Below are 20756 nucleotides of genomic sequence, written 5' to 3'. Positions count from 1 at the left end.
AGTATGCTTGCCACGACCGATCTCTGGTTTCGCTATCAGGACGAGCCGGTGCTGAAGGGGCTGACGCTGGATTTTTCCCATCACGCCGTGACCGGACTGGTGGGGGCGAACGGCTGCGGAAAATCCACGCTGTTTATGAACCTGAGCGGTCTGCTGCGCCCGCAGAGCGGGGCGGTGCTATGGCAGGGAAAACCGCTGGACTACAGCAAGCGCGGCCTGCTGGCACTGCGTCAGCAGGTGGCGACCGTTTTCCAGGACCCGGACCAGCAGATTTTCTATACCGATATCGACAGCGATATCGCCTTTAGCCTGCGGAACCTGGGCGTAGCGGAAGAGGAAATTGCCCGCCGGGTGGACGATGCCCTGACTCTCGTCGATGCCCAGGGGTTTCGTCACCAGCCGATTCAGTGCCTGAGCCACGGGCAGAAAAAGCGCGTGGCGATAGCCGGCGCGCTGGTGCTGCAGGCGCGCTATTTACTGCTCGACGAGCCGACGGCGGGTCTCGATCCTTCGGGACGCGCGCAGATGATCGACATTATTAAGCGTATTGCCGATCGGGGCAACCACGTGGCGATCTCCAGCCACGATATCGATCTGATCTATGAAATCAGCGATGCGGTTTACGTGTTACGCCGCGGCGAAGTGCTGGCGCACGGCGAACCCGGGGAGGTGTTTGCCCGCAGCGAACTGATGGCCCAGGCCGGGCTCACCCAGCCGTGGCTGGTGAAACTGCACGCGCAGCTCGGGCTGCCGTTGTGTAAAACTGAAGAAGAATTTTTTACGCGGATGCGAAGCAACGCGATGAAGGAGGCGTCATGACGCTGGCAATTATGTTACAGGGCACCGCTTCTGACGTTGGCAAAAGCGTGCTGGTCGCGGGGCTGTGCCGCATCTTTTATCAGGACGGGCAGCGCACCGCGCCGTTTAAATCGCAGAATATGGCGCTTAATTCCGGTATCACGCCGGATGGCAAAGAGATGGGCCGCGCGCAGATTTTCCAGGCCGAAGCGGCGGGTATTATCCCGGATGTGCGCATGAACCCGGTGCTGCTTAAGCCAACCAGCGACCGCAAAGCGCAGGTGGTGCTGATGGGTAAAGTGGCGACCGATATGGACGCGGTGAGCTATCACGAATATAAACCGCGCCTGCGGGAACAGATCCTCGCGGTTTATAACAGCCTGGCCGCCGAACATGATGTGCTGGTGCTGGAAGGGGCGGGCAGTCCGGCGGAGATCAACCTGCGCGATCGCGACATCGTCAATATGGGCATGGCCGAGATGGCCCAGTGCCCGGTGATCCTCGTGGCGGATATCGATCGCGGCGGCGTATTCGCCTCTATCTACGGCACGCTCGCGCTGCTGCACGATCGCGAGCGCGCGCGGGTCAAGGGCGTGATTATTAATAAATTTCGCGGCGACGTGGCGCTGCTGTATTCCGGGATCGAGCAGATAGAAACGCTCACCGGCGTCCCGGTGCTCGGCGTCATGCCGTGGCTGGACGTCGATCTTGAAGATGAGGACGGCGTCGCGCTGCAAAAAGGGAAATATCTGCGCACCGACAGGCGCGATATTGAGATTGCCGTGATTCAGGTGCCGCATATCTCCAATTTTACCGATTTCAACGCGCTGGCGGCGCAGCCGGACGTCCGCGTCCGCTATGTTCGCCAGCCGCAGGAGCTGGCGGCCGTGGATATGGTGATCCTGCCGGGCAGTAAAAATACGCTCGGCGACCTCGGCTGGCTGCGCGAGAGCGGCATGGCGCATGCGGTACTGCAGGCCCGGCGTCAGGGCGTACCGGTGCTGGGGATCTGCGGCGGCTATCAGATGCTCGGCGAAACCATTATCGATGAGGTGGAGTCGGGGCTTGGCACCCAGCCGGGGCTGGGGTTGCTCAATACCGTCACCCACTTTGCGCAGAGCAAAACGACGACCCAGGTCACGGCGACTCTGGCTCCGGTGCTCCCGGCGTGGCTGGCGGCAACGGCGGGGCTGGCGGTAAGCGGCTACGAAATTCATATGGGCGAAACCGAGCTGCGCGACGGCTGCCGTTCGCTGATGCAATTACATAAAGGCGGCCTGAGCGTGGCGGACGGCGCGGTCAGCGATGACGGCCTGGCGTTTGGCACCTATCTGCACGGCCTGTTCGATAGCGATGCCTTTACCCGCGCGCTGGTTAACGGCCTGCGCCAGCGTAAAGGGCTGGCGGCGCTGGATAGCGATTTCGAGTATGCGCAGTATAAATCGCGCCAGTTCGATCTGCTGGCGGAAGCGATGCGTCAGCATATTGATATCGAAAAAATCTACACCATCATGCGCCAACATCAGGAGCCCGTATGCTGACTTTAGTGACCGGCGGGGCGCGCAGCGGTAAAAGCCGCCATGCCGAAGCGCTGATCGCCCATGCGCCGCAGGTACTGTATATCGCCACCTCGCAGGTTTTTGATGACGAGATGGCGGCGAGGATCCAGCACCACCGCGACGGCAGGCCCGCGCACTGGCGCACCGCCGAGCGCTGGCGGCAGCTTGATGAGCTGATAACGCCGGATATCGCCCCGGAGGAGGCGATTTTGCTGGAATGCATCACCACCCTGGTGACCAACCTGCTGTTTGCGCTGGGGGGCGACAGCTCGCCGGACGGCTGGGATTATGCGGCGATGGAGCGGGCGATCGACGCCGAAATCGCGGTACTGATTGCCGCCTGCCAGCGCTGCCCGGCCCGCGTGGTGCTGGTGACCAACGAGGTAGGGATGGGGATTGTGCCGGAAAACCGTCTGGCCCGTCATTTCCGCGATATCGCCGGGCGCGTCAACCAGCGCCTGGCGGCGGCGGCAGACGAGGTGTGGCTGGTGGTGTCGGGCATCGGCGTAAAAATCAAATAGGCCAGGCGCGCCGTACCGGGCGTTATTCTTCCTGCTGGTTCTGCCATGAGCCAGCCAACAAGACGAGAACCTCTATGCAAAGCTTAACCTCTCTACTGGGCGCGATCCCGGCGCCTGATGAAAGCGCGATGGCGCGCGCCCGGCTTCATATTGATGGTCTGCTGAAACCGCCCGGAAGCCTTGGACGCCTTGAAGATCTTGCCGTGCAGCTGGCGGGCATGCCCGGTCTTGAAGGTGTGCCGCAGGTGAAAAAAAAGGCGCTGCTGGTGATGTGCGCCGACCACGGCGTGTGGGACGAAGGGGTCGCCATTTCGCCAAAAGCGGTGACCGCGATTCAGGCGGCGAATATGACGCTGGGCAAAACCGGCGTTTGCGTACTGGCGGCGCAGGCGGGCGCGAAGATGCACGTGATTGATGTTGGAATCGATGCCGAGCTGATACCGGGCGTCATCAACATGCGCGTGGCGCGCGGCTGCGGCAATATCGCCGTTGGTCCGGCAATGCGCCGCAGCCAGGCGGAAGAGCTGCTGCTGGAGGTGATGCGCTATACCCGGGGGCTGGCGGAGGATGGCGTCACGCTGTTTGGCGTCGGGGAGCTCGGAATGGCCAATACCACCCCGGCGGCGGCAATCGTCAGCGTCCTGACCGGCAGCGATGCCCAGGAGGTGGTAGGAATTGGCGCTAATCTGCCGTTGGCGAAGGTTGGCAATAAAGTTGAGGTGGTACGACGAGCCATCGCCGTTAACCGCCCTGATCCGCATGATGGTCTGGACGTGCTGGCGAAAGTGGGCGGTTTTGATTTATTGGGGATGACGGGGGTAATGCTGGGCGCGGCCTCCTGCGGTCTGCCGGTGGTGCTCGATGGCTTCCTCTCCTACGCCGCGGCGCTGGCGGCGTGCCGAATGGCGCCGCAGGTGAAACCCTATCTTATCCCGTCGCACTATTCGGCGGAGAAGGGGGCGCGTATCGCGCTGGCGCACCTGGAGCTGGAGCCGTATCTCAACATGGGGATGCGCCTGGGCGAAGGCAGCGGCGCGGCGCTGGCGATGCCGATCGTGGAAGCGGCCTGCGCGATGTATCACGAAATGGGGATGCTGGCGGCGAGCAATATTGTGTTGCCGAAGGGCTGAGAAGGTGGGGGAGCGGCGCTGCGCCGTTCTCGGAATTCTGTAGCAGATTCGCGGAGCGCAGAAACAAAAAAACACCCTGGAGGGTGTTTGTAATGTTGGTTGCGGGGGCCGGATTTGAACCGACGACCTTCGGGTTATGAGCCCGACGAGCTACCAGGCTGCTCCACCCCGCGTCACCGTACTGCTTCACATTGTCAAATTTGATTGGTTGCGGGGGCCGGATTTGAACCGACGACCTTCGGGTTATGAGCCCGACGAGCTACCAGGCTGCTCCACCCCGCGTCACCGTACTGCTTTACTTCATCAAATTTTAATTGGTTGCGGGGGCCAGATTTGAACTGACGACCTTCGGGTTATGAGCCCGACGAGCTACCAGGCTGCTCCACCCCGCGTCCGTGGAAGCGCACTATACTCCGCTAGCGAGATGATGCAACCTTTTTTCGACCAAATCGACATTTTTGTAAGAATTGGCTTATAAAACGCCATGTTGTGGTGTTTTTTTACACAAATCTGTGCCATCGATGAGATCGCGCATTTCAATAGCCCCGGCGCTTTGTTATCTTCAACACGCACTAAGGCTTCGCAGCAAAAGATGAGACACCATGAAAGGACGTTGGGCAAAATATGTAGCGACGGGGGCAATGCTGGCCATGCTCGCCGCCTGTTCCTCAAAACCGACCGACCGCGGTCAGCAATATAGCGATGGCAAGTTCACCCAGCCGTTTTCACTGGTAAACCAGCCGGATGCCGTCGGGGCGCCGATCAATGCCGGCGACTTCTCCGAGCAGGTTAATCAAATTCGTAACGCTTCGCCGCGCCTCTATAACAGCCAAAGCAACGTCTATAACGCGCTGCAGGAGTGGCTGCGCGCCGGCGGCGACACCCGTACGCTGCGCCAGTTTGGCATCGACGCCTGGCAGATGCAGGGCACCGACAACTATGGCAACGTCCAGTTTACCGGCTACTACACGCCAGTGGTGCAGGCGCGCCACACCCGCCAGGGCGAATTCCAGTACCCCATTTACCGGATGCCGCCGAAGCGCGGCAAGCTGCCGTCCCGCGCCAGCATTTATGCCGGCGCGCTGAGCGATAACTATGTGCTGGCGTACAGCAACTCGCTGATGGATAACTTCATCATGGACGTGCAGGGCAGCGGTTATATCGACTTTGGCGATGGTTCGCCGCTCAACTTCTTTAGCTATGCCGGGAAAAACGGCTGGCCCTATCGCAGCATCGGTAAAGTGCTGATCGACCGCGGGGAAGTAAAGCGCGAAGATATGTCGATGCAGGCGATCCGCGAGTGGGGTGAAAAGCACAGCGAAGCGGAAGTGCGTGAGCTGCTGGAGCAGAACCCGTCGTTCGTGTTCTTTAAACCGCAGTCTTTCGCTCCGGTGAAAGGGGCCAGCGCCGTGCCGCTGATTGGCCGCGCCTCGGTGGCCTCCGACCGGTCGATTATTCCGCCGGGAACCACCTTGCTGGCCGAGGTGCCTCTGCTGGATAATAACGGCAAGTTTAACGGCCAATACGAACTGCGACTGATGGTCGCCCTCGATGTCGGCGGGGCCATCAAAGGCCAGCATTTCGATATTTACCAGGGCATTGGCCCGGATGCCGGGCATCGTGCCGGCTGGTATAACCACTACGGCCGCGTATGGGTGCTGAAAAACGCCCCGGGCGCGGGCAACGTCTTTAGCGGCTAGTACTCACGTTCTTTTCCCCGGTCGCGCTGCGCTTACCGGGGCTACGGTAGCCCGGGTAAGGCGCTTGCGCCGCGACCCGGGAATGTCCACTAATTCTGAGGTTATATGTCTGTTGTAATCAGCGATGCCTGGCGCCAGCGTTTTGGCGGTACGGCACGTTTATATGGTGAAAAAGCGCTGCAATGTTTTGCCAACGCCCACGTCTGCGTGGTCGGGATCGGCGGGGTCGGCTCGTGGGCGGCGGAAGCGCTGGCGCGAACCGGCATCGGGGCGATCACCCTTATCGATATGGACGATGTCTGCGTCACCAATACCAACCGCCAGATCCACGCCCTCAGCGGCAATGTCGGGCTGGCGAAAGCCGAAGTGATGGCGGAGCGTATTCGCCTGATCAACCCGGAGTGTCGGGTGACGGTAGTGGATGATTTCGTGACCCCGGAAAACGTGGCGGAATACCTGGGCGCCGGCTTCAGCTACGTCATCGACGCCATCGACAGCGTCCGGCCGAAAGCGGCGTTAATCGCTTACTGTCGTCGCCATAAGGTGCCGCTGGTCACCACCGGCGGCGCGGGCGGACAAATCGATCCGACGCAAATCCAGGTCGCCGATCTGGCGAAAACCATTCAGGATCCGCTGGCGGCCAAACTGCGCGAGCGGCTGAAAAGCCAGTTTGGGGTGGTGAAAAACAGCAAAGGCAAGCTCGGCGTGGACTGTGTCTTCTCTACCGAAGCGCTGGTTTATCCGCAGGCGGACGGCAGCGTCTGCGCGATGAAGAGCACGGCGGAAGGGCCGAAGCGAATGGACTGCGCATCCGGGTTTGGCGCGGCGACGATGGTGACCGCGACCTTTGGCTTTGTCGCGGTATCCCATGCGCTGAAGAAAATGCTGGCGAAGGCGGAGCGGCAGACGGCGTAAATTCCCGGGTCGCGGCGCAGGCGCCTTACCCGGGCTACAAGACAATTCCCCGGAGGCACCTGTCCGGGCGACAAAACCGCACGAACCGGTAGCCCGGGCAAGGCGCGTCAAGCGCCGCCCCCGGGATGAGCTTAAACCTCAACCTCGCGGGCGGCGGCGAGCACCGCCTCGCTCAGGGCGCTGAGCCCCTGGCTGCGCGAGGCGCTCAGCTGGCCGCGCAGCCCCAGCGCATCAAATAGCGCCAGCGGATCATGCGCCAGCAGATCAGCGGCGCTTTTGCCTTCAATGGCGGTCAACAGCACCGCCAGCATGCCGCGCACAATCCGTCCTTCGCTGTCGCCAAAGAAGTGCAGCCTGCCTTCGGCATCCTCCTCATAGCCCAGCCAGACGCGGTTTTCACACCCGGCAATCTCCCGGGCCTGCGCTTTGCGCTCATCGGTCAGCGTCGGCAGCTTTTTGCCCAATAAAATCAGCTGCCGATATTTATCCTCCCACTGGTTCAGCGGGGCAAAGGTCTGGCGCAGCGTGGCGTCGGTAATGGTCGTGCCGAAGGGATGCAGAGTTGTCATTAATCCACCAGAATTTCCAGAGCGCGATCCACCGCGTGGACCAGCGCCGCAACATCGTCTTGGGTATTGTAGGGGGCGAAAGAGGCCCGCAGCGTGCCGCTGACCCCTAAGGCCGCCAGCAGCGGCTGGGCGCAGTGTTGCCCGGCGCGCAGGGCAATGCCGGACTCCGCCAGCAGCGTCACCAGATCGCTGTGATGAATACCGTCGAACTCAAAGGCGAGCAGGCTTGACTGCTGGCAGCGGAAAGAGCGGAAGCCTGGCCGTTTCGCCAGCGCCTCTTCCGCCAGGCTCGCCAGACTGCGGCTCCAGTTTTCCGCCTGGCCGATATCGCTCTGCGCCAGCCACTCCAGCGCGGCGCTCAGGCCAATCACCCCGGCGACATTGGGCGTACCGGCCTCAAGGCCATAGGGCGCCGGCTGCGGCGTAAAGCCGTCAAAGCTGACCTCGGCGATCATCTTCCCGCCGCCGAGCCAGGGCGACATCGCCGCCAGCAGTTCGCTTTTACCGTACAGGGCGCCGATCCCGGTCGGGCCATACAGCTTATGACCGGAAAAGGCGTAAAAATCGATATCCAGCGCCTGCACGTCCGCGGGGAAATGCACCGCCCCCTGTGCGCCATCGACCATCACCACCATTCCGGCGGCGTGAGCAAGGCGGATGGCCTGCGCCAGGTCCGGGCAGCCGCCGGTGACGTTGGACATCTGCCCGATGGCCAGCACCCGGCTGCGCGGGGTGATGAGCGTGCTGAGGCTGGCGATATCCGGCAGCCGGTCGGCGCCAAGCGGCAGCTTGACCACTCTGGCGCCGGTCTGCCCGGCCACCATCAGCCAGGGCACGAGGTTGGCATGATGCTCGGCTTCGCTGACGATAATTTCATCGCCAGGCTGCAGGCGCGGCCGGACGTAGCTCTGCGCCACCATATTGATGGCCTCCGTGGTCCCCCGCGTCCAGACGATATCCTTGCCGGAGGGGGCGTTCAGCCACGCCGCCACATGCTCGCGGGCCGCCTCATAGCGCTCGGTCAGCCGCTGGGCGGCGGCGAATTGACTGCGGTGGACGTTGCCGGCGCTCAGGCGATAAAACTGGTCGCTGGCGTCGATCACCGCCAGCGGTTTGAGCGCCGTCGCCGCGCTGTCGAGATAGACGCCGGCGTCGGCCAGAGCCGGAAACTGCGCGCGAAAGTGCGCAGGGTTGAATGCGTTCATGGAATTCCTCGTATCAATGCCGCGATCGTCGCGCAATTTGCCGGGCGTGACAAGGCCTCTGCGTCCTGTGGAATTGTCCGAATGTGACTCCACATGGGGCAAAGAGGGTTATGCTGAAAAGTGTTGGGTTTGTGTTTTAACCTATTACTTAACGAGTCACGAATAGTATAAATAGCCGTAAGGAGAGAAAAATGAAAATGACTAAGGCCGCTGCGATTATCTCTGCCTGTATGCTGACACTGGGCCTGAGCGCCTGTTCCTCTAACTATGTGATGCATACCAATGATGGGCGGACCATCGTCACCGACGGGAAACCGCAAACCGATAATGATACTGGCATGATCTCGTATAAGGATGCGTGGGGCAACAAACAGCAGATCAATCGCTCTGACGTGAAACAGCTGGGTGAGCTGGACGAGTAAGGCAGTAAAAAGGCAAAAAAAAGCACCGCGCGTTGCGGTGCTACATTAAATCACTATGGACAGACAGGGTAAATGTACAGGAAGTGAAAAGGGGTAGCCTTGCTACCAGGGTCTGCAAAGACAGACCAATTGCAAACACAACAACACAACATCACAACCGTAAGCCAAAAGCTTGATGGAACACGCATTCCAAAAAAAGCTTCTCGTTCCGGCTCAGGAAGTGCCGCCACTATAGGTATTTGCTGGTAGAACCTCAACGGACAATTTATAATGGCTCAGATAAAAAAAACTAATAGGTTAACCATTGTTTCCTATTTGTTAAATTGAGTTAACATCTAAGCCAGAATAACCATGTCGAAGCGATTACCTCCTCTGAATGCATTACGTGTTTTTGATGCAGCCGCACGCCATCTCAGCTTCACTCGGGCAGCCGATGAGCTTTTTGTGACGCAGGCCGCAGTCAGCCACCAAATCAAGTCTCTCGAGGATTTTCTGGGCCTTAAGCTGTTCCGTCGGCGCAATCGTTCGCTGCTGTTAACGGAAGAAGGGCAAAGCTATTTTCAGGATATTAAAGAGATTTTTTCGCAACTGACGGAAGCGACGCGTAAACTGCAGGCGCGCAGCGCCAAGGGGGCCTTAACGGTCAGTTTATTGCCAAGTTTCGCCATCCAGTGGCTGGTGCCAAGACTCACAAGCTTTAACTCAGCTTATCCGGGAATCGACGTCAGGATCCAGGCGGTGGACCGTCAGGAGGATAAGCTGGCGGACGATGTCGACGTGGCAATTTTTTACGGTCGCGGCAACTGGCCGGGCCTGCGTGTGGAAAAACTGTACGCCGAGTATCTGCTGCCGGTCTGTTCCCCGCTGCTGCTCACCGGCGACAAGGCATTGAAAACGCCTGCCGATCTGGCGCAACATACGCTGCTTCACGATGCGTCCCGCCGCGACTGGCAAACTTATACCCGCCAGCTGGGTCTAAGCCATATTAATGTGCAGCAGGGGCCGATTTTCAGCCACAGCGCGATGGTGCTGCAGGCGGCCATTCATGGGCAGGGCGTGGCGCTGGCCAATAACGTCATGGCGCAGTCCGAAATTGAGGCCGGTCGCCTGGTGTGTCCGTTTAATGATGTTCTGGTCAGTAAGAATGCGTTTTACCTTGTTTGCCATGACAGTCAGGCAGAACTGGGTAAAATAGCCGCTTTCCGGCAGTGGATTCTGGCGAAAGCGGCAAGTGAACAAGAAAAATTCCGCTTTCGTTATGAACAATAATTACTTGTAGGGTAACAACATGACCAGCCGTTTTATGCTGATATTCGCCGCGATTAGCGGCTTTATCTTTGTGGCTCTGGGTGCCTTCGGCGCGCATGTCTTAAGTCAATCGCTCGGCGCGGCGGAGATGGCCTGGATCCATACCGGCCTGGAGTATCAGGCCTTCCATACCCTGGCGATTTTTGGTCTGGCGGTGGCGATGCAGCGTCGGATCAGTATCTGGTTCTACTGGAGCAGCGTGTTTCTGGCGTTAGGGACCGTGCTGTTCAGCGGCAGCCTCTACTGCCTGGCGCTCTCTCATTTACGCCTGTGGGCGTTCGTGACCCCGGTGGGCGGCGTGAGCTTCCTCGCCGGCTGGGTGTTAATGTTAATTGGTGCAATTCGTCTGAAACGTAAGGGCGTTGTTCATGAATAAGGTTGTCCTCTATTGTCGCCCTGGGTTTGAGAAAGAGTGCGCAGCAGAAATTACCGATAAGGCAGCCCGCCTTGAGGTGTTTGGTTTTGCCCGGGTCAAAGAAGACTCTGGCTATGTGATTTTTGAAGGCTATCAGCAGGATGATGGCGAGAAGCTGGTGCGCGATCTGCCGTTCAGCTCGCTGATCTTCGCCCGCCAGATGTTTGTGGTCGGCGAACTGCTGCGCGACCTGCCGCCGGAGGATCGCATCACGCCGATCGTCGGCATGCTGCAGGGCGTGGTGGAGAAGGGCGGCGATCTGCGCGTCGAGGTGGCGGACACTAACGAAAGCAAAGAGCTGATGAAGTTCTGCCGCAAGTTTACCGTGCCGCTGCGCGCGGCGCTGCGCGAAGCGGGCGTCCTGACCCGCTATGAAACGCCGAAGCGTCCGGTGGTGCATGTGTTCTTTATCGCCCCGGGCTGCTGCTATACCGGCTACTCGTACAGCAACAACAACTCGCCGTTCTATATGGGCATTCCGCGGCTGAAGTTTCCGTCCGACGCCCCGAGCCGCTCCACCCTTAAGCTGGAAGAGGCGTTCCACGTCTTTATTCCGGCGGACGAGTGGGACGAGCGCCTGGCGAACGGCATGTATGCCGTCGACCTTGGCGCCTGCCCGGGCGGCTGGACCTATCAGCTGGTGAAGCGCAACATGTGGGTCTCTTCGGTCGATAACGGTCCGATGGCCCAGAGCCTGATGGATACCGGCCAGGTGACCTGGCTGCGCGAAGACGGTTTCCGCTATCGTCCGAACCGCAACAACATCTCGTGGATGGTCTGCGATATGGTGGAGAAGCCGGCGAAAGTGGCGGCGCTGATGGCGCAGTGGCTGGTCAACGGCTGGTGCCGGGAGACCATCTTCAACCTCAAGCTGCCGATGAAAAAGCGCTATGAAGAGGTGTCGCAGAATCTGGCCTACATTCAGGCCCAGCTGGACGAGCATGGCATTAACGCCCAGATCCAGGCGCGTCAGCTGTATCACGATCGTGAAGAGGTGACCGTTCACGTGCGTCGCCTTTGGGCCGCCGTCGGCGGACGTCGCGACGAGCGTTAATCTCTCACCCTCAGGCCGGAGAGGCGTGCTTGTCCTCCGGCCTTCGCCGCATGCTTAAGGCTGCGGCGCATCCGACACAATATGCGTCACGTCATCCAGATGACCAATTCTCGCCTCGCCGGAACGGTTGAACTTACTTTTATCGATCAGCAGCAGCGACTGCGCCGCCCGCTTAAGCAGGATCGATTTGAAGTCGGCATTGAACGCATTGGAGTCCCACAGCGCGCCCTGCGGGTCGATGCCTTCGCAGGAAAAAATAAACAGATCGATCTCCAGCGATTTCAGCTGGGAAATCAGCGCCGGGTTAACGTAGCAGCCATATTTCCGCTGCAGGGTGCCGCCGGAGCAGGTGAGGGCGATCTGGTCGCGTTTGGCCAGCTCCTGGCAGATGGGCTGGCTGTTGGTAAAAACGTGCAGCGGGCGGTCCGGCAGCTGGCGGGCGAGGTACCAGCAGGTGGAGCTGGCATCGAGGGCGATGACCATGCCTTCGTCAATCCAGGCCAGCGCTTCGCGGGCGATGTCGGCTTTATGCGCGTAATGGCTTTTCAGGCGCATGTGGAAAGGGTCGCCGCTGTCCTGGCTGCGCTGGTGGATCACTTTGGCCCGGCCGTGGTTGCGCAGCACTTTGCCCTGCGCCTGCAGCTCGCTGAGATCGCGGCGAATGGTTTCCCTGCTGACGTTGAGCTGTTTTGACAACGTTTCGGTGGTCAGGCTGCTGTGGTTGATCAGGAGATCGACGATCGCCTGCTGGCGGGCCGCTTTCATTTATTCTCACCCCATCATTAATTGAGCGTCTGCATCAGGCAGACGCTCCGGCATGAGATTACGGCGTGACTCCTTTTTTTAAAAGGATATTTCCGTACTTAGCGCACTCTCCTGTGATAACGATCGCAAAGGCTTTTTGCGCCCGGTCGTAGAAGGCGAAGCGGTCAATCCGCACGATGTCCGGGCAGGGGGCCTGCGCCGAGAGCGCCTGCCGATAGCGCTGTTCCACCGTCGGGTCGAGGGCATCGCCTTCGACGGCGGCCATCATCACCAGCGGCGGCGCGTAGCTGTCTAACTCGAACAGCGGGATAATCGCCTGCAGCAGGTCGCTGACCCGCAGGCCGTCGGCGCGGATCACCTGCGGACCCATGCTGTGCGCCGGGAAGTGGGCATCGGAAAAAATAATTTCATCCCCATGGCCCATTTCGGCCAGCACTTTCAGCAGTTCCGGCGATATCAGCGGGGAAATGGTTTTGAGCATCTCAGGCTTCCTCTGTGAATTCAGGTTCAGTTTGCGGCCAAAAATAGCGGTAGCGGTACGCGACCTGCGCTCTGGCCTGCTCCGGCGAAGAGAACTCGCCCACGCCATACCAGCCAAACATCGCCGCGCCGGCCACCGTGGTTTCGGCATCGTCGAGCACTTTGATCGGTATTCCCAGCCGGTCGGCCTTGATCTGGTTCCACAGCGCGTTGCGGCTGCCGCCGCCGACCAGCAGCAGCTCTTTCGCCCGGAAGCGGCCGATGTTTTCCAGGGTTTGCAGATGCTGCGCTAACTGGTCGCTTAACCCCTCCAGCGCGGCACGGTAAAAATGGCCGCGGGTGGTGTTGAGCGTGACGCCCTGCCAGCCGGCGTGCTGGCTGGCGAGCAGGTCGCACTGCATCCTGACGCCCTCGGCGCCGGGCGGGATCGCCTGGGCTTCGTCAATCAGAGTTTGCCACGGCGTGTCGGCGCTCCACAGCAGCTTACGCACCCATTCGAGCACGCCGGAGGCCAGCCACTGCATCCCCGGGTTATAGCGCCCCGGCTGGCTGTCCAGCTCGCAGGTGGAGCCGCTGTAGTTGCCGAGCAGCGAGGTGTCGACCTGCGCGCTGCGCACCATCAGGATCTCCCAGGTCCCGGAGGAGAGCACCGGCTCATCCTGCCCGGCGCCGGCGCCAAACAGGGCGAACTGGGTGTCGTGCCCGGCCGAGATAACCGGGATCCCGACGGGAAGGCCCAACAGCGCAGCGGCCTCCGGCAGCAGGCCGCCGATCGGCTGGCCCGCTTCAACCAGCCGTGGGAACAGGCGGCGCGGCAGGCCGGTCGCCTGCAGGATCGGCGCGCTGAAATCGCGCTGCCGGAGATCGAGCATCTGGCTGGTGCCCGCCATGGTGAGGTCGGTGGTGAACTCCCCGGTCAGCCGATGGTTGATCAGCGACGAAATGAACAGCCAGGCATGGGCCTGCGCCAGCAGCTGCGGGTGGTTCTCTTTCAGCCAGATCAGCTTATACAGGGTGTTGAACGCAAAGGCGCCGACGCCGGCGATTTGCTGCAGCTGGCGCGCGGGCATATACCGGCTGATGGTGTCCATCACCGCCGCGGTGCGCGGGCATTTCCAGCTGATGATCGGATACAGCAGCGCACCCTGCTCATCCACCAGCGCGCCATCGACGCCAAAGGTTGTAACGGCGATGCCGCGCACCGTGCAGGAGGCCAGCGGGTCGTGGATCTGCCGACAGCAATCGGCAAAGCGCTGCATAATGGCCTCCAGCGACCACTGGTGCCAGTCGCTGCGCTCGGCGGCGATGTCGCTGGCGTTTGCCGTTGCGGCGCGGGCGATAATGTTCCCCTGTCGGTCAACGGCCATCGCCCGCACGTTCGTGGCGCCGCAGTCGAGGACCAGGATAACGTCTTGCTTCATAGTGACTCCCGAAACAACATTGCCGAATGGCGCGGCGCTTATCCGGCCTACAAACAGCGCGCGTCTGTAGGCCCGGTAAGCCTGCGCCACCGGCTAAACCCACCAGTTAACGCTTATACAGCGGCCCGTAGTTCTGGCAGGCGCGATAGTCCTGGCCTTCGATGTCCATGCCGTGCGCGGCCCAGGCGGAGGGGCGGTAGATTTTCGCCGCTTCCACGTTGTGCATGCAGACCGGAATGCGCAGCATGGCGGCGAGGGTAATGAAATCCGCGCCGACATGGCCGATGGTCAGCACGCCGTGGTTGGCGCCCCAGTTGGCCATGACCGAGTACACATCGCTGAACGGGCCCTTGCCGGTCAGACGCGGGGCAAACCAGGTGGTGGGCCAGGTGGAGTTGGTGCGGGCGTCGAGCTGGTCGTGCATCGCTTTGGGCAGCGCCACGCTCCAGCCTTCGGCAATTTGCAGCACCGGTCCCAGACCTTTGATGATGTTCACCCGGGTCATGGTGAACGGCACGCCGCCTTCGGTCAGGAAGCGGGAAGAGAAGCCGCCGCCGCGGAAGTATTCATGGATCGCCGGGCACCATTCGGTGGCCGCGAGGCAGGCATCCGCCTCGTTCTGTTCAATCTCCCAGTGAGGTTTCATCGTCGGGTTGCCCTGCGCGTCGCGCTGCTGGCAGGAGCCGTCCAGCGCCGCGGAGCCGGAGTTAATCAGGTGAATAATGCCGTGCTCCGCCCGGCCGGTGAGCGGCTGCCCGGTGACGCGCTCAACGGCGTCCGGCGACCAGTAGGTGCGCACGTCGGCAAACACCTGGGCGGTGCCGGTGAGCTGGTGGCCCATCAGCATGGCCACGCCGTTGAGGCTGTCGTTTTCGGTGGCGACGACGAACGGCTCGCGCACGCCGTTCCAGTCAAAAGAGCTGTTGAGCAGCGCTTCGGCGGTATCGCCATTGGGGTATTGATCGGTCCAGTGGCGCTGGCCCTGGAAACCGGCGGCGATGGCGTTGTAGCCCAGCGACTCCTCCACCAGCCCTTTTTCCGCGAGCTTCGCGTTGCCCTGCATCATATCGCGGATGCACATCGCCATCAGCAGGCTCTCTTTCAGCACCGCGCGGCTCTGCGTTTCATTGCGCTTATACTGCTCGGCGTTCTGATCTTCGCCGTAGCGGAAATGTTTATCCGCCCACGCCAGCGCCATCTCCAGCTCGGTTTCATCATAGATTTTCTGATCGATTCGCCGGCGCAGCTCCGTCATGTCGACTGCCTGAACCTTCATCCCGAGCCAGGATTCAAAGAAGTTGTGGTCGACGATGGAGCCGGCGATGCCCATTGAGACGCCGCCCAGCGACAGATAGCTTTTCCCCTTCATACTGGCGACGGCCAGGCCGGCGCGAGCGAAGCGCAACAGTTTTTCTTCGACGTCCGCCGGGATGGAGGTGTCATCGGCATCCTGCACGTCATGCCCGTAGATGGAGAACGCCGGGATCCCTTTCTGGCTGTGGGCCGCCAGCGCGGCGGCCAGATAGACCGCCCCCGGACGTTCGGTGCCGTTAAAGCCCCAGATGGCCTTCGGGCGCAGCGGATCCATGTCGATGGTTTCACTGCCGTAGCACCAGCAGGGAGTGACGGTGATGGTGACGCCAACGTTCTGGCTGCTGAATTTCTCTTCACAGGCGGCCGACTCGGCCATGCCGGCGATGCAGGTATCGGCGATTACGCACTCCACCCGGGCGCCGCAGGCATGGCGCAGCTTCTCGCTGATAAGCGCGGCGGTGGCTTTCGCCATGTTCATGGTTTGCGCTTCCAGCGATTCGCGGACTCCCATGCGACGACCATCGATTACCGGGCGGATACCGATCTTCGGTAAGCTGATTTTTTTCATTACAGATCCCTCAGGTTATGCGGATAACAGGTTTAGTTCGTCGCCGCTTGCGAGCGGAAACGGGCAAAAATAAAGATGATGGCGAAGCACAGCGCCGGGACCAGCTCAGCGGTCGGGATATTGCCGGCGGCATCGCTGACAAAGCCCATCACCGGGGTGACGATCCCGCCGCCGATGATGGTCATGACGATAAAGGACGAGCCATATTTGGTGTCCTGGCCCAGATGCTTAATCCCCAACGAGAAGATGGTCGGGTACTGAATGGACATAAAGGCGCTGCACAGGGTCAGGGCCAGCAGGCCGACGTGGCCGCCGCTGAAGGCGGAGAGCAAACAGAGCAGCATGGCGATAAGCGCATAGACAGCCAGTACGTTATGCGGCGCGAAGCGGCGGATAAGCCAGGTGCCGGTGAAACGGCCAATGAAGAAGCAGACCATGGTGCCGGTGAGGTAGTTGGCGGCGAAACCGGCCGTCATGCCCGGGATCTCTTCGACAGCGTAGCGAATCAGATAGCTCCAGCAGGCGGTCTGCGCGCCGACATAGCAGAACTGGGCCAGTACCGCCCAGCGCCAGTGGCGGATGCGCATCAGGCGCGACAGCGAGGCGAGAAAAGTGCTCTGCGCGCTGTCGCTGTGGTCATCGCTTTGCAGCGACGGGAAGCGGGTGCAGACGATCAGCAGGGCGACCAGCAGCACGATGGCCACGATAATCATATAGGGGGTTTGTACCGACAGGACCAGGCTGTGCTTCCAGGCGCCGAGCTGTTCTGGGGTCATGCTATCCAGCACCTCCTGCGGCTGATGCGGCACGTTGGACAAAATAAGGCTCTGACCAAATACCACGGCGATAATGGCGCCAAATGAGTTAAAGGTCTGGGCCAGATTAAGACGGAAGTGACCGCCGCTTTCCGGACCGAGAACGGTGACAAACGGGTTGGCCGCAGTTTCCAGACAGCCAAGCCCGGCGGCGATAATAAATAATCCAATCAGAAATAGGGTGTAATTCATCACTTCGGCGGCAGGCCAGAACAGCGCGGCGCCGCAGGCATATAAAAACAGACCAGTAAGAATGCCTGCTTTATAGCTGAATTTTTTCATCAGCATCCCGGCGGGGATGGGAATAACAAAATAGCCAAAATAAAAAGCCGACTGGATTAATCCGGCCTGAAAGTTAGTCAGCGTAAAGGCCTGTTGAAATTGCGGTAATAAAATATCATTAAGATTATTGGCCACGGCCCACAGAAAAAAGAGGGAGCACAGCAGAGCAAAAGGAATAATATAGCTCTTACTCTGCCCGCTCTCCATGGCGCGGTAACTTTGCGTTGGTATCGTTGTGTTTCCCATAGCGTCCTCATCAGTTCAGAAGCAGTTACAACAGCATTCAGGGCGCAGTCTGGTGCTGCAGCAGACCGCAAAATTAAGTGAGCTCAGGTGACGCGCCGGTGAGTGAAATGAAAGTCACGGCGGAACTCATGGCTTCATTTTCAAATAAAAACCGCCTGTTAATATGATGAGGGTCACACTTAACGCTCTGCGGACCATTTTATGTGATAATTGTCACTTTAATTTTTCAAAATCGCTGACCGTTTGAGAAAATAAATTCACAAAACCACAACGCCAATGACCGATTGAATATATATCGTGGAAAACGGGCAAATGTTACAGGAAAATAAAATGCCCGCTTGATGGAATATTTTTAAGAACGGGCATTTTAAATGGTCGATTAACCAGGCTGATCCCTTTTTTTAGGGCGAAATAATTGACGTGGTTCACAAAATATGGCGATGAAAATTCCCCTGTGATTATTCAGGCTGAAGATGGAGATCATTATTCAACCTATCCCACGGTAGCCGACAATAATTGCGTTGCCCTGCCGTTGACGGATGATGAGTCGCCAAAAGAGGAAAGCAATGGAAAGAAACAGACTGGCCCGGCAGATTATCGATACCTGCCTGGAAATGACCCGCCTGGGGTTAAATCAGGGGACCGCCGGCAATGTCAGCGTGCGCTATCAGGGGGGGATGCTGATCACGCCCACCGGCATCCCGTATGAAAAACTGACGGAAGACAAGATCGTCTTTATTGATGCCGACGGCCAGCATGAGCAGGGAAAACTGCCCTCCAGCGAATGGCGTTTCCATCAGGCGGCCTACCAGACGCGGCCCGATGCTCAGGCGGTGGTCCACAATCACGCTGTGCATTGTACGGCGGTGTCGATCCTCAACCGGCCCATTCCGGCCATCCACTATATGATCGCCGCGGCGGGCGGGAATTCGATCCCCTGCGCGCCCTATGCCACCTTTGGCACCCGCGAACTGTCTGAGCATGTCGCGGTGGCGCTGAAGCACCGCAAAGCCACGCTGCTGCAGCATCATGGCCTGATCGCCTGCGAGGCCAGCCTGGAGAAAGCGCTCTGGCTGGCGCATGAAGTGGAAGTCCTGGCCCAGCTTTATCTCAGCACGCTGGCGATTACCGACCCGGTACCGGTGCTGGATGACGAGGCGATCGCCATCGTGCTGGAGAAGTTCAAAACCTACGGATTACGCATTGAAGAGTGATGCCGCAACGCTAACAGGAGAGACGCGATGGCAAACCGAATGATCCTCAACGAAACGGCGTGGTTTGGCCGGGGGGCGATAAACGCATTAACCGATGAAGTGATGCGGCGCGGTTATCGCAAGGCATTGATCGTGACCGACAGCACCCTCGCGCAGTGCGGCGTGGCGGCAAAAGTCACTGACAAACTGGACGCCGCCGGGCTGGCATGGGACATGTTCAGCGACGTGATCCCCAATCCCACCATCGCCGTGGTCCAGCAGGGGCTGCAGGCCTTTCAGCGCAGCGGGGCGGATTACCTGATCGCCATCGGCGGCGGTTCGCCGCAGGATACCTGTAAGGCGATCGGTATTATTCAGCGTAACCCGGCGTTCGCCGATGTCCGCAGCCTGGAGGGGCTGTCGCCCACCCGTCAGCCCAGCGTGCCGATCTTCGCGGTGCCGACCACCGCGGGTACCGCGGCGGAGGTGACGATTAACTATGTCATCACCGATGAAGAACAGCGGCGTAAGTTTGTCTGCGTCGACCCGCACGATATTCCGCAGGTGGCCTTTATCGATGCCGATATGATGGACGCCATGCCGCCGGCGCTGAAGGCGGCGACCGGCGTCGACGCCCTGACGCACGCTATCGAAGGGTACCTCACCCGCGGCGCCTGGGCTTTGACCGATGCGCTGCACCTCAAAGCCATCGAGATCATCGCCGGCGCGCTGCGCGGCTCGGTTGCCGGAGACGCCGGAGCGGGGGAAGCCATGGCGCTCGGCCAGTATGTGGCGGGGATGGGATTTTCCAACGTCGGGCTTGGCCTGGTGCACGGCATGGCGCATCCGCTCGGCGCTTTCTACAACACGCCGCACGGTGTGGCGAATGCCATCCTGCTGCCGCACGTGATGCGCTTTAATGCTGAGGCGACCGGGGAAAAATATCGCGATATCGCCAGGGCGATGGGCGTCAGGGTGGAAGCGTTAAGCCTGACCGCCGCGCGCCTGGCGGCGGTGGAGGCGGTCTGCCAGCTCAACCGTGATGTCGGTATTCCCGGCCATCTGCGCGAGGTGGGCGTCAGGAAAGAGGATATTCCGGCGCTGGCCCAGGCGGCGCTGGCGGATGTGTGTACCGGCGGCAACCCGCGCGAGGCGAGCCTGGCCGATATCGTCGGGTTATATCAGGCGGCCTGGTGAGGGGCCGGCCCGGCCGAAGCAGGCGGTGCCGCCGCGCTCGGGTAGGGTCAGCGCGTCAGCCGCAGCTGCTGCAGATTGCCGTCCAGCTGTAGGTCGGTCTGCAGGCGGGCGACTTCCCGGCAGGTGAAGGCCATTTCCTGATGCGTTGCCAGCTTTTTGCGCCACTTTTCCGGGACCTCAGCCAGGCGGGCATACAGCCCCTCCAGGTCCTGGAACTCGTTCAGCAGCTGGGCGGCGCTTTTGGGGCCAATGCCCGCTACGCCCGGCACCTTCGAGCTGCTGATCCCCGCCAGCCCCCAGTAATCCGCCAGCTGCTCCGGGGTGACGCCGAACTCGCTGGCGATGAAGGGGGCGTCCAGCCAGCGCTTCTGAAAGTAGTCGCGGATGCGGATGGTGGGCGACAGCAGCTGGCAGTAGCCTTTGTCAGTGGAGACAATGGTGGCCTGATGGCCCGCCTGGGCCACCTTCACCGCCAGGGTGGCGGCGAGGTCATCCGCTTCGCTGCCCGGCGAGGCCCAGCAGCGGATCCCCCGCTGCTCGAAGGCGGCCCGCAGCGCCGGCATCTCGGCGACCAGGGTCTCCGGCATCGGCGCGCGGCCGGCTTTGTACTCCGGCAGGCGCTGGTGGCGCCAGCCGTGGGCGCGATCCTCATCATCAAACACCGCCACCGCGTGGGTGGGCTGACTATGGACGATCAGCTGCTCCAGCGCATGCAGGCAGGTATCGACGCAGGGCGAGCCCTGTACCGCGTGGATGCGGCGGATCAGATTTAACGCGTCGACGATTAACAGATGAACAGCCACAGATACCCCCTTATTCTCAGCGCCTTTAGGGTAACATCGGTGGTGATTCGAGGCCATTGGTAGAGCGAGGATCGGG

At 60.4% G+C, this 20756-nt stretch carries 20 protein-coding genes and 3 tRNA genes; 12 read left to right on the top strand and 11 right to left on the bottom strand.

Translation table 11 applies throughout. The annotated features are described in order from the left end of the window. The first annotated feature begins 3 nt into the window (after positions 1 to 3). The 4 genes from AC6CWS_RS11740 to cobT all read left to right on the top strand — a co-directional run bounded on the left by AC6CWS_RS11740 (position 4) and on the right by cobT (position 4008). Positions 4 to 819 carry an energy-coupling factor ABC transporter ATP-binding protein gene (locus tag AC6CWS_RS11740; protein WP_004105088.1) on the top strand — a complete coding sequence of 272 codons (816 nt, stop codon included), beginning with the start codon at positions 4 to 6 and terminating at the stop codon, positions 817 to 819. After that, positions 816 to 2339 (top strand): cobyric acid synthase, encoded by a 1524-nt coding sequence (locus AC6CWS_RS11735; RefSeq protein WP_065882038.1) that lies wholly within the window; start codon positions 816 to 818, stop codon positions 2337 to 2339. Before AC6CWS_RS11740 ends, AC6CWS_RS11735 begins: the two co-directional genes overlap by 4 nt. Beyond that, on the top strand, positions 2333 to 2878 hold the full coding sequence (cobU, locus tag AC6CWS_RS11730; RefSeq protein ID WP_064155017.1) for a bifunctional adenosylcobinamide kinase/adenosylcobinamide-phosphate guanylyltransferase: 546 nt from the start codon (positions 2333 to 2335) through the stop codon (positions 2876 to 2878). Before AC6CWS_RS11735 ends, cobU begins: the two co-directional genes overlap by 7 nt. A gap of 74 nt (positions 2879 to 2952) precedes the next feature. Beyond that, complete coding sequence (gene cobT, locus AC6CWS_RS11725; protein WP_065882036.1) at positions 2953 to 4008, top strand: nicotinate-nucleotide--dimethylbenzimidazole phosphoribosyltransferase; 1056 nt, start codon at positions 2953 to 2955, stop codon at positions 4006 to 4008. Between the two features lie 96 nt (positions 4009 to 4104). On the opposite strand, the gene AC6CWS_RS11720 is transcribed toward cobT, so the two are convergent. From AC6CWS_RS11720 to AC6CWS_RS11710, 3 genes are all read right to left on the bottom strand, one after another. Further along, positions 4105 to 4181: transfer RNA gene (locus AC6CWS_RS11720), tRNA-Met, on the bottom strand. Between the two features lie 32 nt (positions 4182 to 4213). Next, positions 4214 to 4290, bottom strand: a tRNA-Met gene (locus AC6CWS_RS11715). A 33-nt stretch (positions 4291 to 4323) separates the two neighbouring features. Then, positions 4324 to 4400 (bottom strand) — tRNA-Met (locus tag AC6CWS_RS11710). Between the two features lie 210 nt (positions 4401 to 4610). Between AC6CWS_RS11710 and mltA the strand changes: the two genes are divergently transcribed. Continuing rightward, a complete protein-coding gene (gene mltA, locus AC6CWS_RS11705) occupies positions 4611 to 5708 on the top strand; it encodes a murein transglycosylase A (RefSeq protein ID WP_065882034.1) in 1098 nt (365 codons plus the stop codon). A gap of 105 nt (positions 5709 to 5813) precedes the next feature. Continuing rightward, positions 5814 to 6623, top strand: coding sequence for a tRNA cyclic N6-threonylcarbamoyladenosine(37) synthase TcdA (gene tcdA / locus AC6CWS_RS11700; protein WP_065882032.1), 810 nt, complete (start codon positions 5814 to 5816; stop codon positions 6621 to 6623). Positions 6624 to 6754: 131 nt separating this feature from the next. On the opposite strand, the gene csdE is transcribed toward tcdA, so the two are convergent. Beyond that, positions 6755 to 7192: a cysteine desulfurase sulfur acceptor subunit CsdE gene (gene csdE / locus AC6CWS_RS11695; RefSeq protein ID WP_065882031.1), complete on the bottom strand. Its 438-nt coding sequence runs from the start codon at positions 7190 to 7192 to the stop codon at positions 6755 to 6757. Continuing rightward, positions 7192 to 8397, bottom strand: coding sequence for a cysteine desulfurase CsdA (gene csdA, locus AC6CWS_RS11690; RefSeq protein WP_065882029.1), 1206 nt, complete (start codon positions 8395 to 8397; stop codon positions 7192 to 7194). The genes csdE and csdA overlap by 1 nt, the downstream gene beginning before the upstream one ends. 197 nt (positions 8398 to 8594) lie before the next feature. Here csdA and AC6CWS_RS11685 point away from each other — a divergent pair, with 197 nt between their 5' ends. From AC6CWS_RS11685 to rlmM, 4 genes are all read left to right on the top strand, one after another. Next, positions 8595 to 8819, top strand: coding sequence for a YgdI/YgdR family lipoprotein (locus AC6CWS_RS11685; RefSeq protein ID WP_002915549.1), 225 nt, complete (start codon positions 8595 to 8597; stop codon positions 8817 to 8819). Between the two features lie 351 nt (positions 8820 to 9170). Beyond that, positions 9171 to 10088, top strand: a complete 918-nt coding sequence (gene gcvA / locus AC6CWS_RS11680; protein ID WP_002915545.1) for a glycine cleavage system transcriptional regulator GcvA — start codon at positions 9171 to 9173, stop codon at positions 10086 to 10088. 19 nt (positions 10089 to 10107) lie between these two features. Continuing rightward, positions 10108 to 10503, top strand: a complete 396-nt coding sequence (locus AC6CWS_RS11675) for a DUF423 domain-containing protein (RefSeq protein ID WP_002915543.1) — start codon at positions 10108 to 10110, stop codon at positions 10501 to 10503. Beyond that, positions 10496 to 11596, top strand: coding sequence for a 23S rRNA (cytidine(2498)-2'-O)-methyltransferase RlmM (gene rlmM, locus AC6CWS_RS11670; protein WP_023290861.1), 1101 nt, complete (start codon positions 10496 to 10498; stop codon positions 11594 to 11596). Before AC6CWS_RS11675 ends, rlmM begins: the two co-directional genes overlap by 8 nt. A gap of 54 nt (positions 11597 to 11650) precedes the next feature. On the opposite strand, the gene fucR is transcribed toward rlmM, so the two are convergent. The 5 genes from fucR to fucP all read right to left on the bottom strand — a co-directional run bounded on the left by fucR (position 11651) and on the right by fucP (position 17487). Next, positions 11651 to 12361 carry an L-fucose operon activator gene (fucR, locus tag AC6CWS_RS11665; RefSeq protein ID WP_023290860.1) on the bottom strand — a complete coding sequence of 237 codons (711 nt, stop codon included), beginning with the start codon at positions 12359 to 12361 and terminating at the stop codon, positions 11651 to 11653. 58 nt (positions 12362 to 12419) lie between these two features. Next, complete coding sequence (gene fucU / locus AC6CWS_RS11660) at positions 12420 to 12842, bottom strand: L-fucose mutarotase (protein WP_017899197.1); 423 nt, start codon at positions 12840 to 12842, stop codon at positions 12420 to 12422. Position 12843: 1 nt separating this feature from the next. Next, a complete protein-coding gene (gene fucK / locus AC6CWS_RS11655; protein WP_065882028.1) occupies positions 12844 to 14262 on the bottom strand; it encodes an L-fuculokinase in 1419 nt (472 codons plus the stop codon). A 106-nt stretch (positions 14263 to 14368) separates the two neighbouring features. Then, the gene (fucI, locus tag AC6CWS_RS11650) at positions 14369 to 16144 is read right to left on the bottom strand and encodes an L-fucose isomerase (RefSeq protein ID WP_023290857.1); all 1776 of its coding nucleotides are present in this window, start codon (positions 16142 to 16144) and stop codon (positions 14369 to 14371) included. Between the two features lie 32 nt (positions 16145 to 16176). Beyond that, the gene (gene fucP / locus AC6CWS_RS11645) at positions 16177 to 17487 is read right to left on the bottom strand and encodes an L-fucose:H+ symporter permease (RefSeq protein WP_065882027.1); all 1311 of its coding nucleotides are present in this window, start codon (positions 17485 to 17487) and stop codon (positions 16177 to 16179) included. Between the two features lie 566 nt (positions 17488 to 18053). On the opposite strand from fucP, the gene fucA reads away from it, so the two are divergent. Continuing rightward, a complete protein-coding gene (gene fucA, locus AC6CWS_RS11640; protein WP_002915470.1) occupies positions 18054 to 18701 on the top strand; it encodes an L-fuculose-phosphate aldolase in 648 nt (215 codons plus the stop codon). Between the two features lie 27 nt (positions 18702 to 18728). Then, positions 18729 to 19877: a lactaldehyde reductase gene (gene fucO / locus AC6CWS_RS11635; protein WP_050533555.1), complete on the top strand. Its 1149-nt coding sequence runs from the start codon at positions 18729 to 18731 to the stop codon at positions 19875 to 19877. Positions 19878 to 19924: 47 nt separating this feature from the next. On the opposite strand, the gene xni is transcribed toward fucO, so the two are convergent. Beyond that, complete coding sequence (xni, locus tag AC6CWS_RS11630) at positions 19925 to 20680, bottom strand: flap endonuclease Xni (protein WP_023290853.1); 756 nt, start codon at positions 20678 to 20680, stop codon at positions 19925 to 19927. Positions 20681 to 20756: the final 76 nt, after the last annotated feature.

It is taken from the genome of Klebsiella sp. M041 (assembly GCF_059759695.1).
The sequence above is the reverse complement of the archived record's forward strand: the minus strand, read 5'-3'. Positions and strand labels throughout refer to the sequence as shown.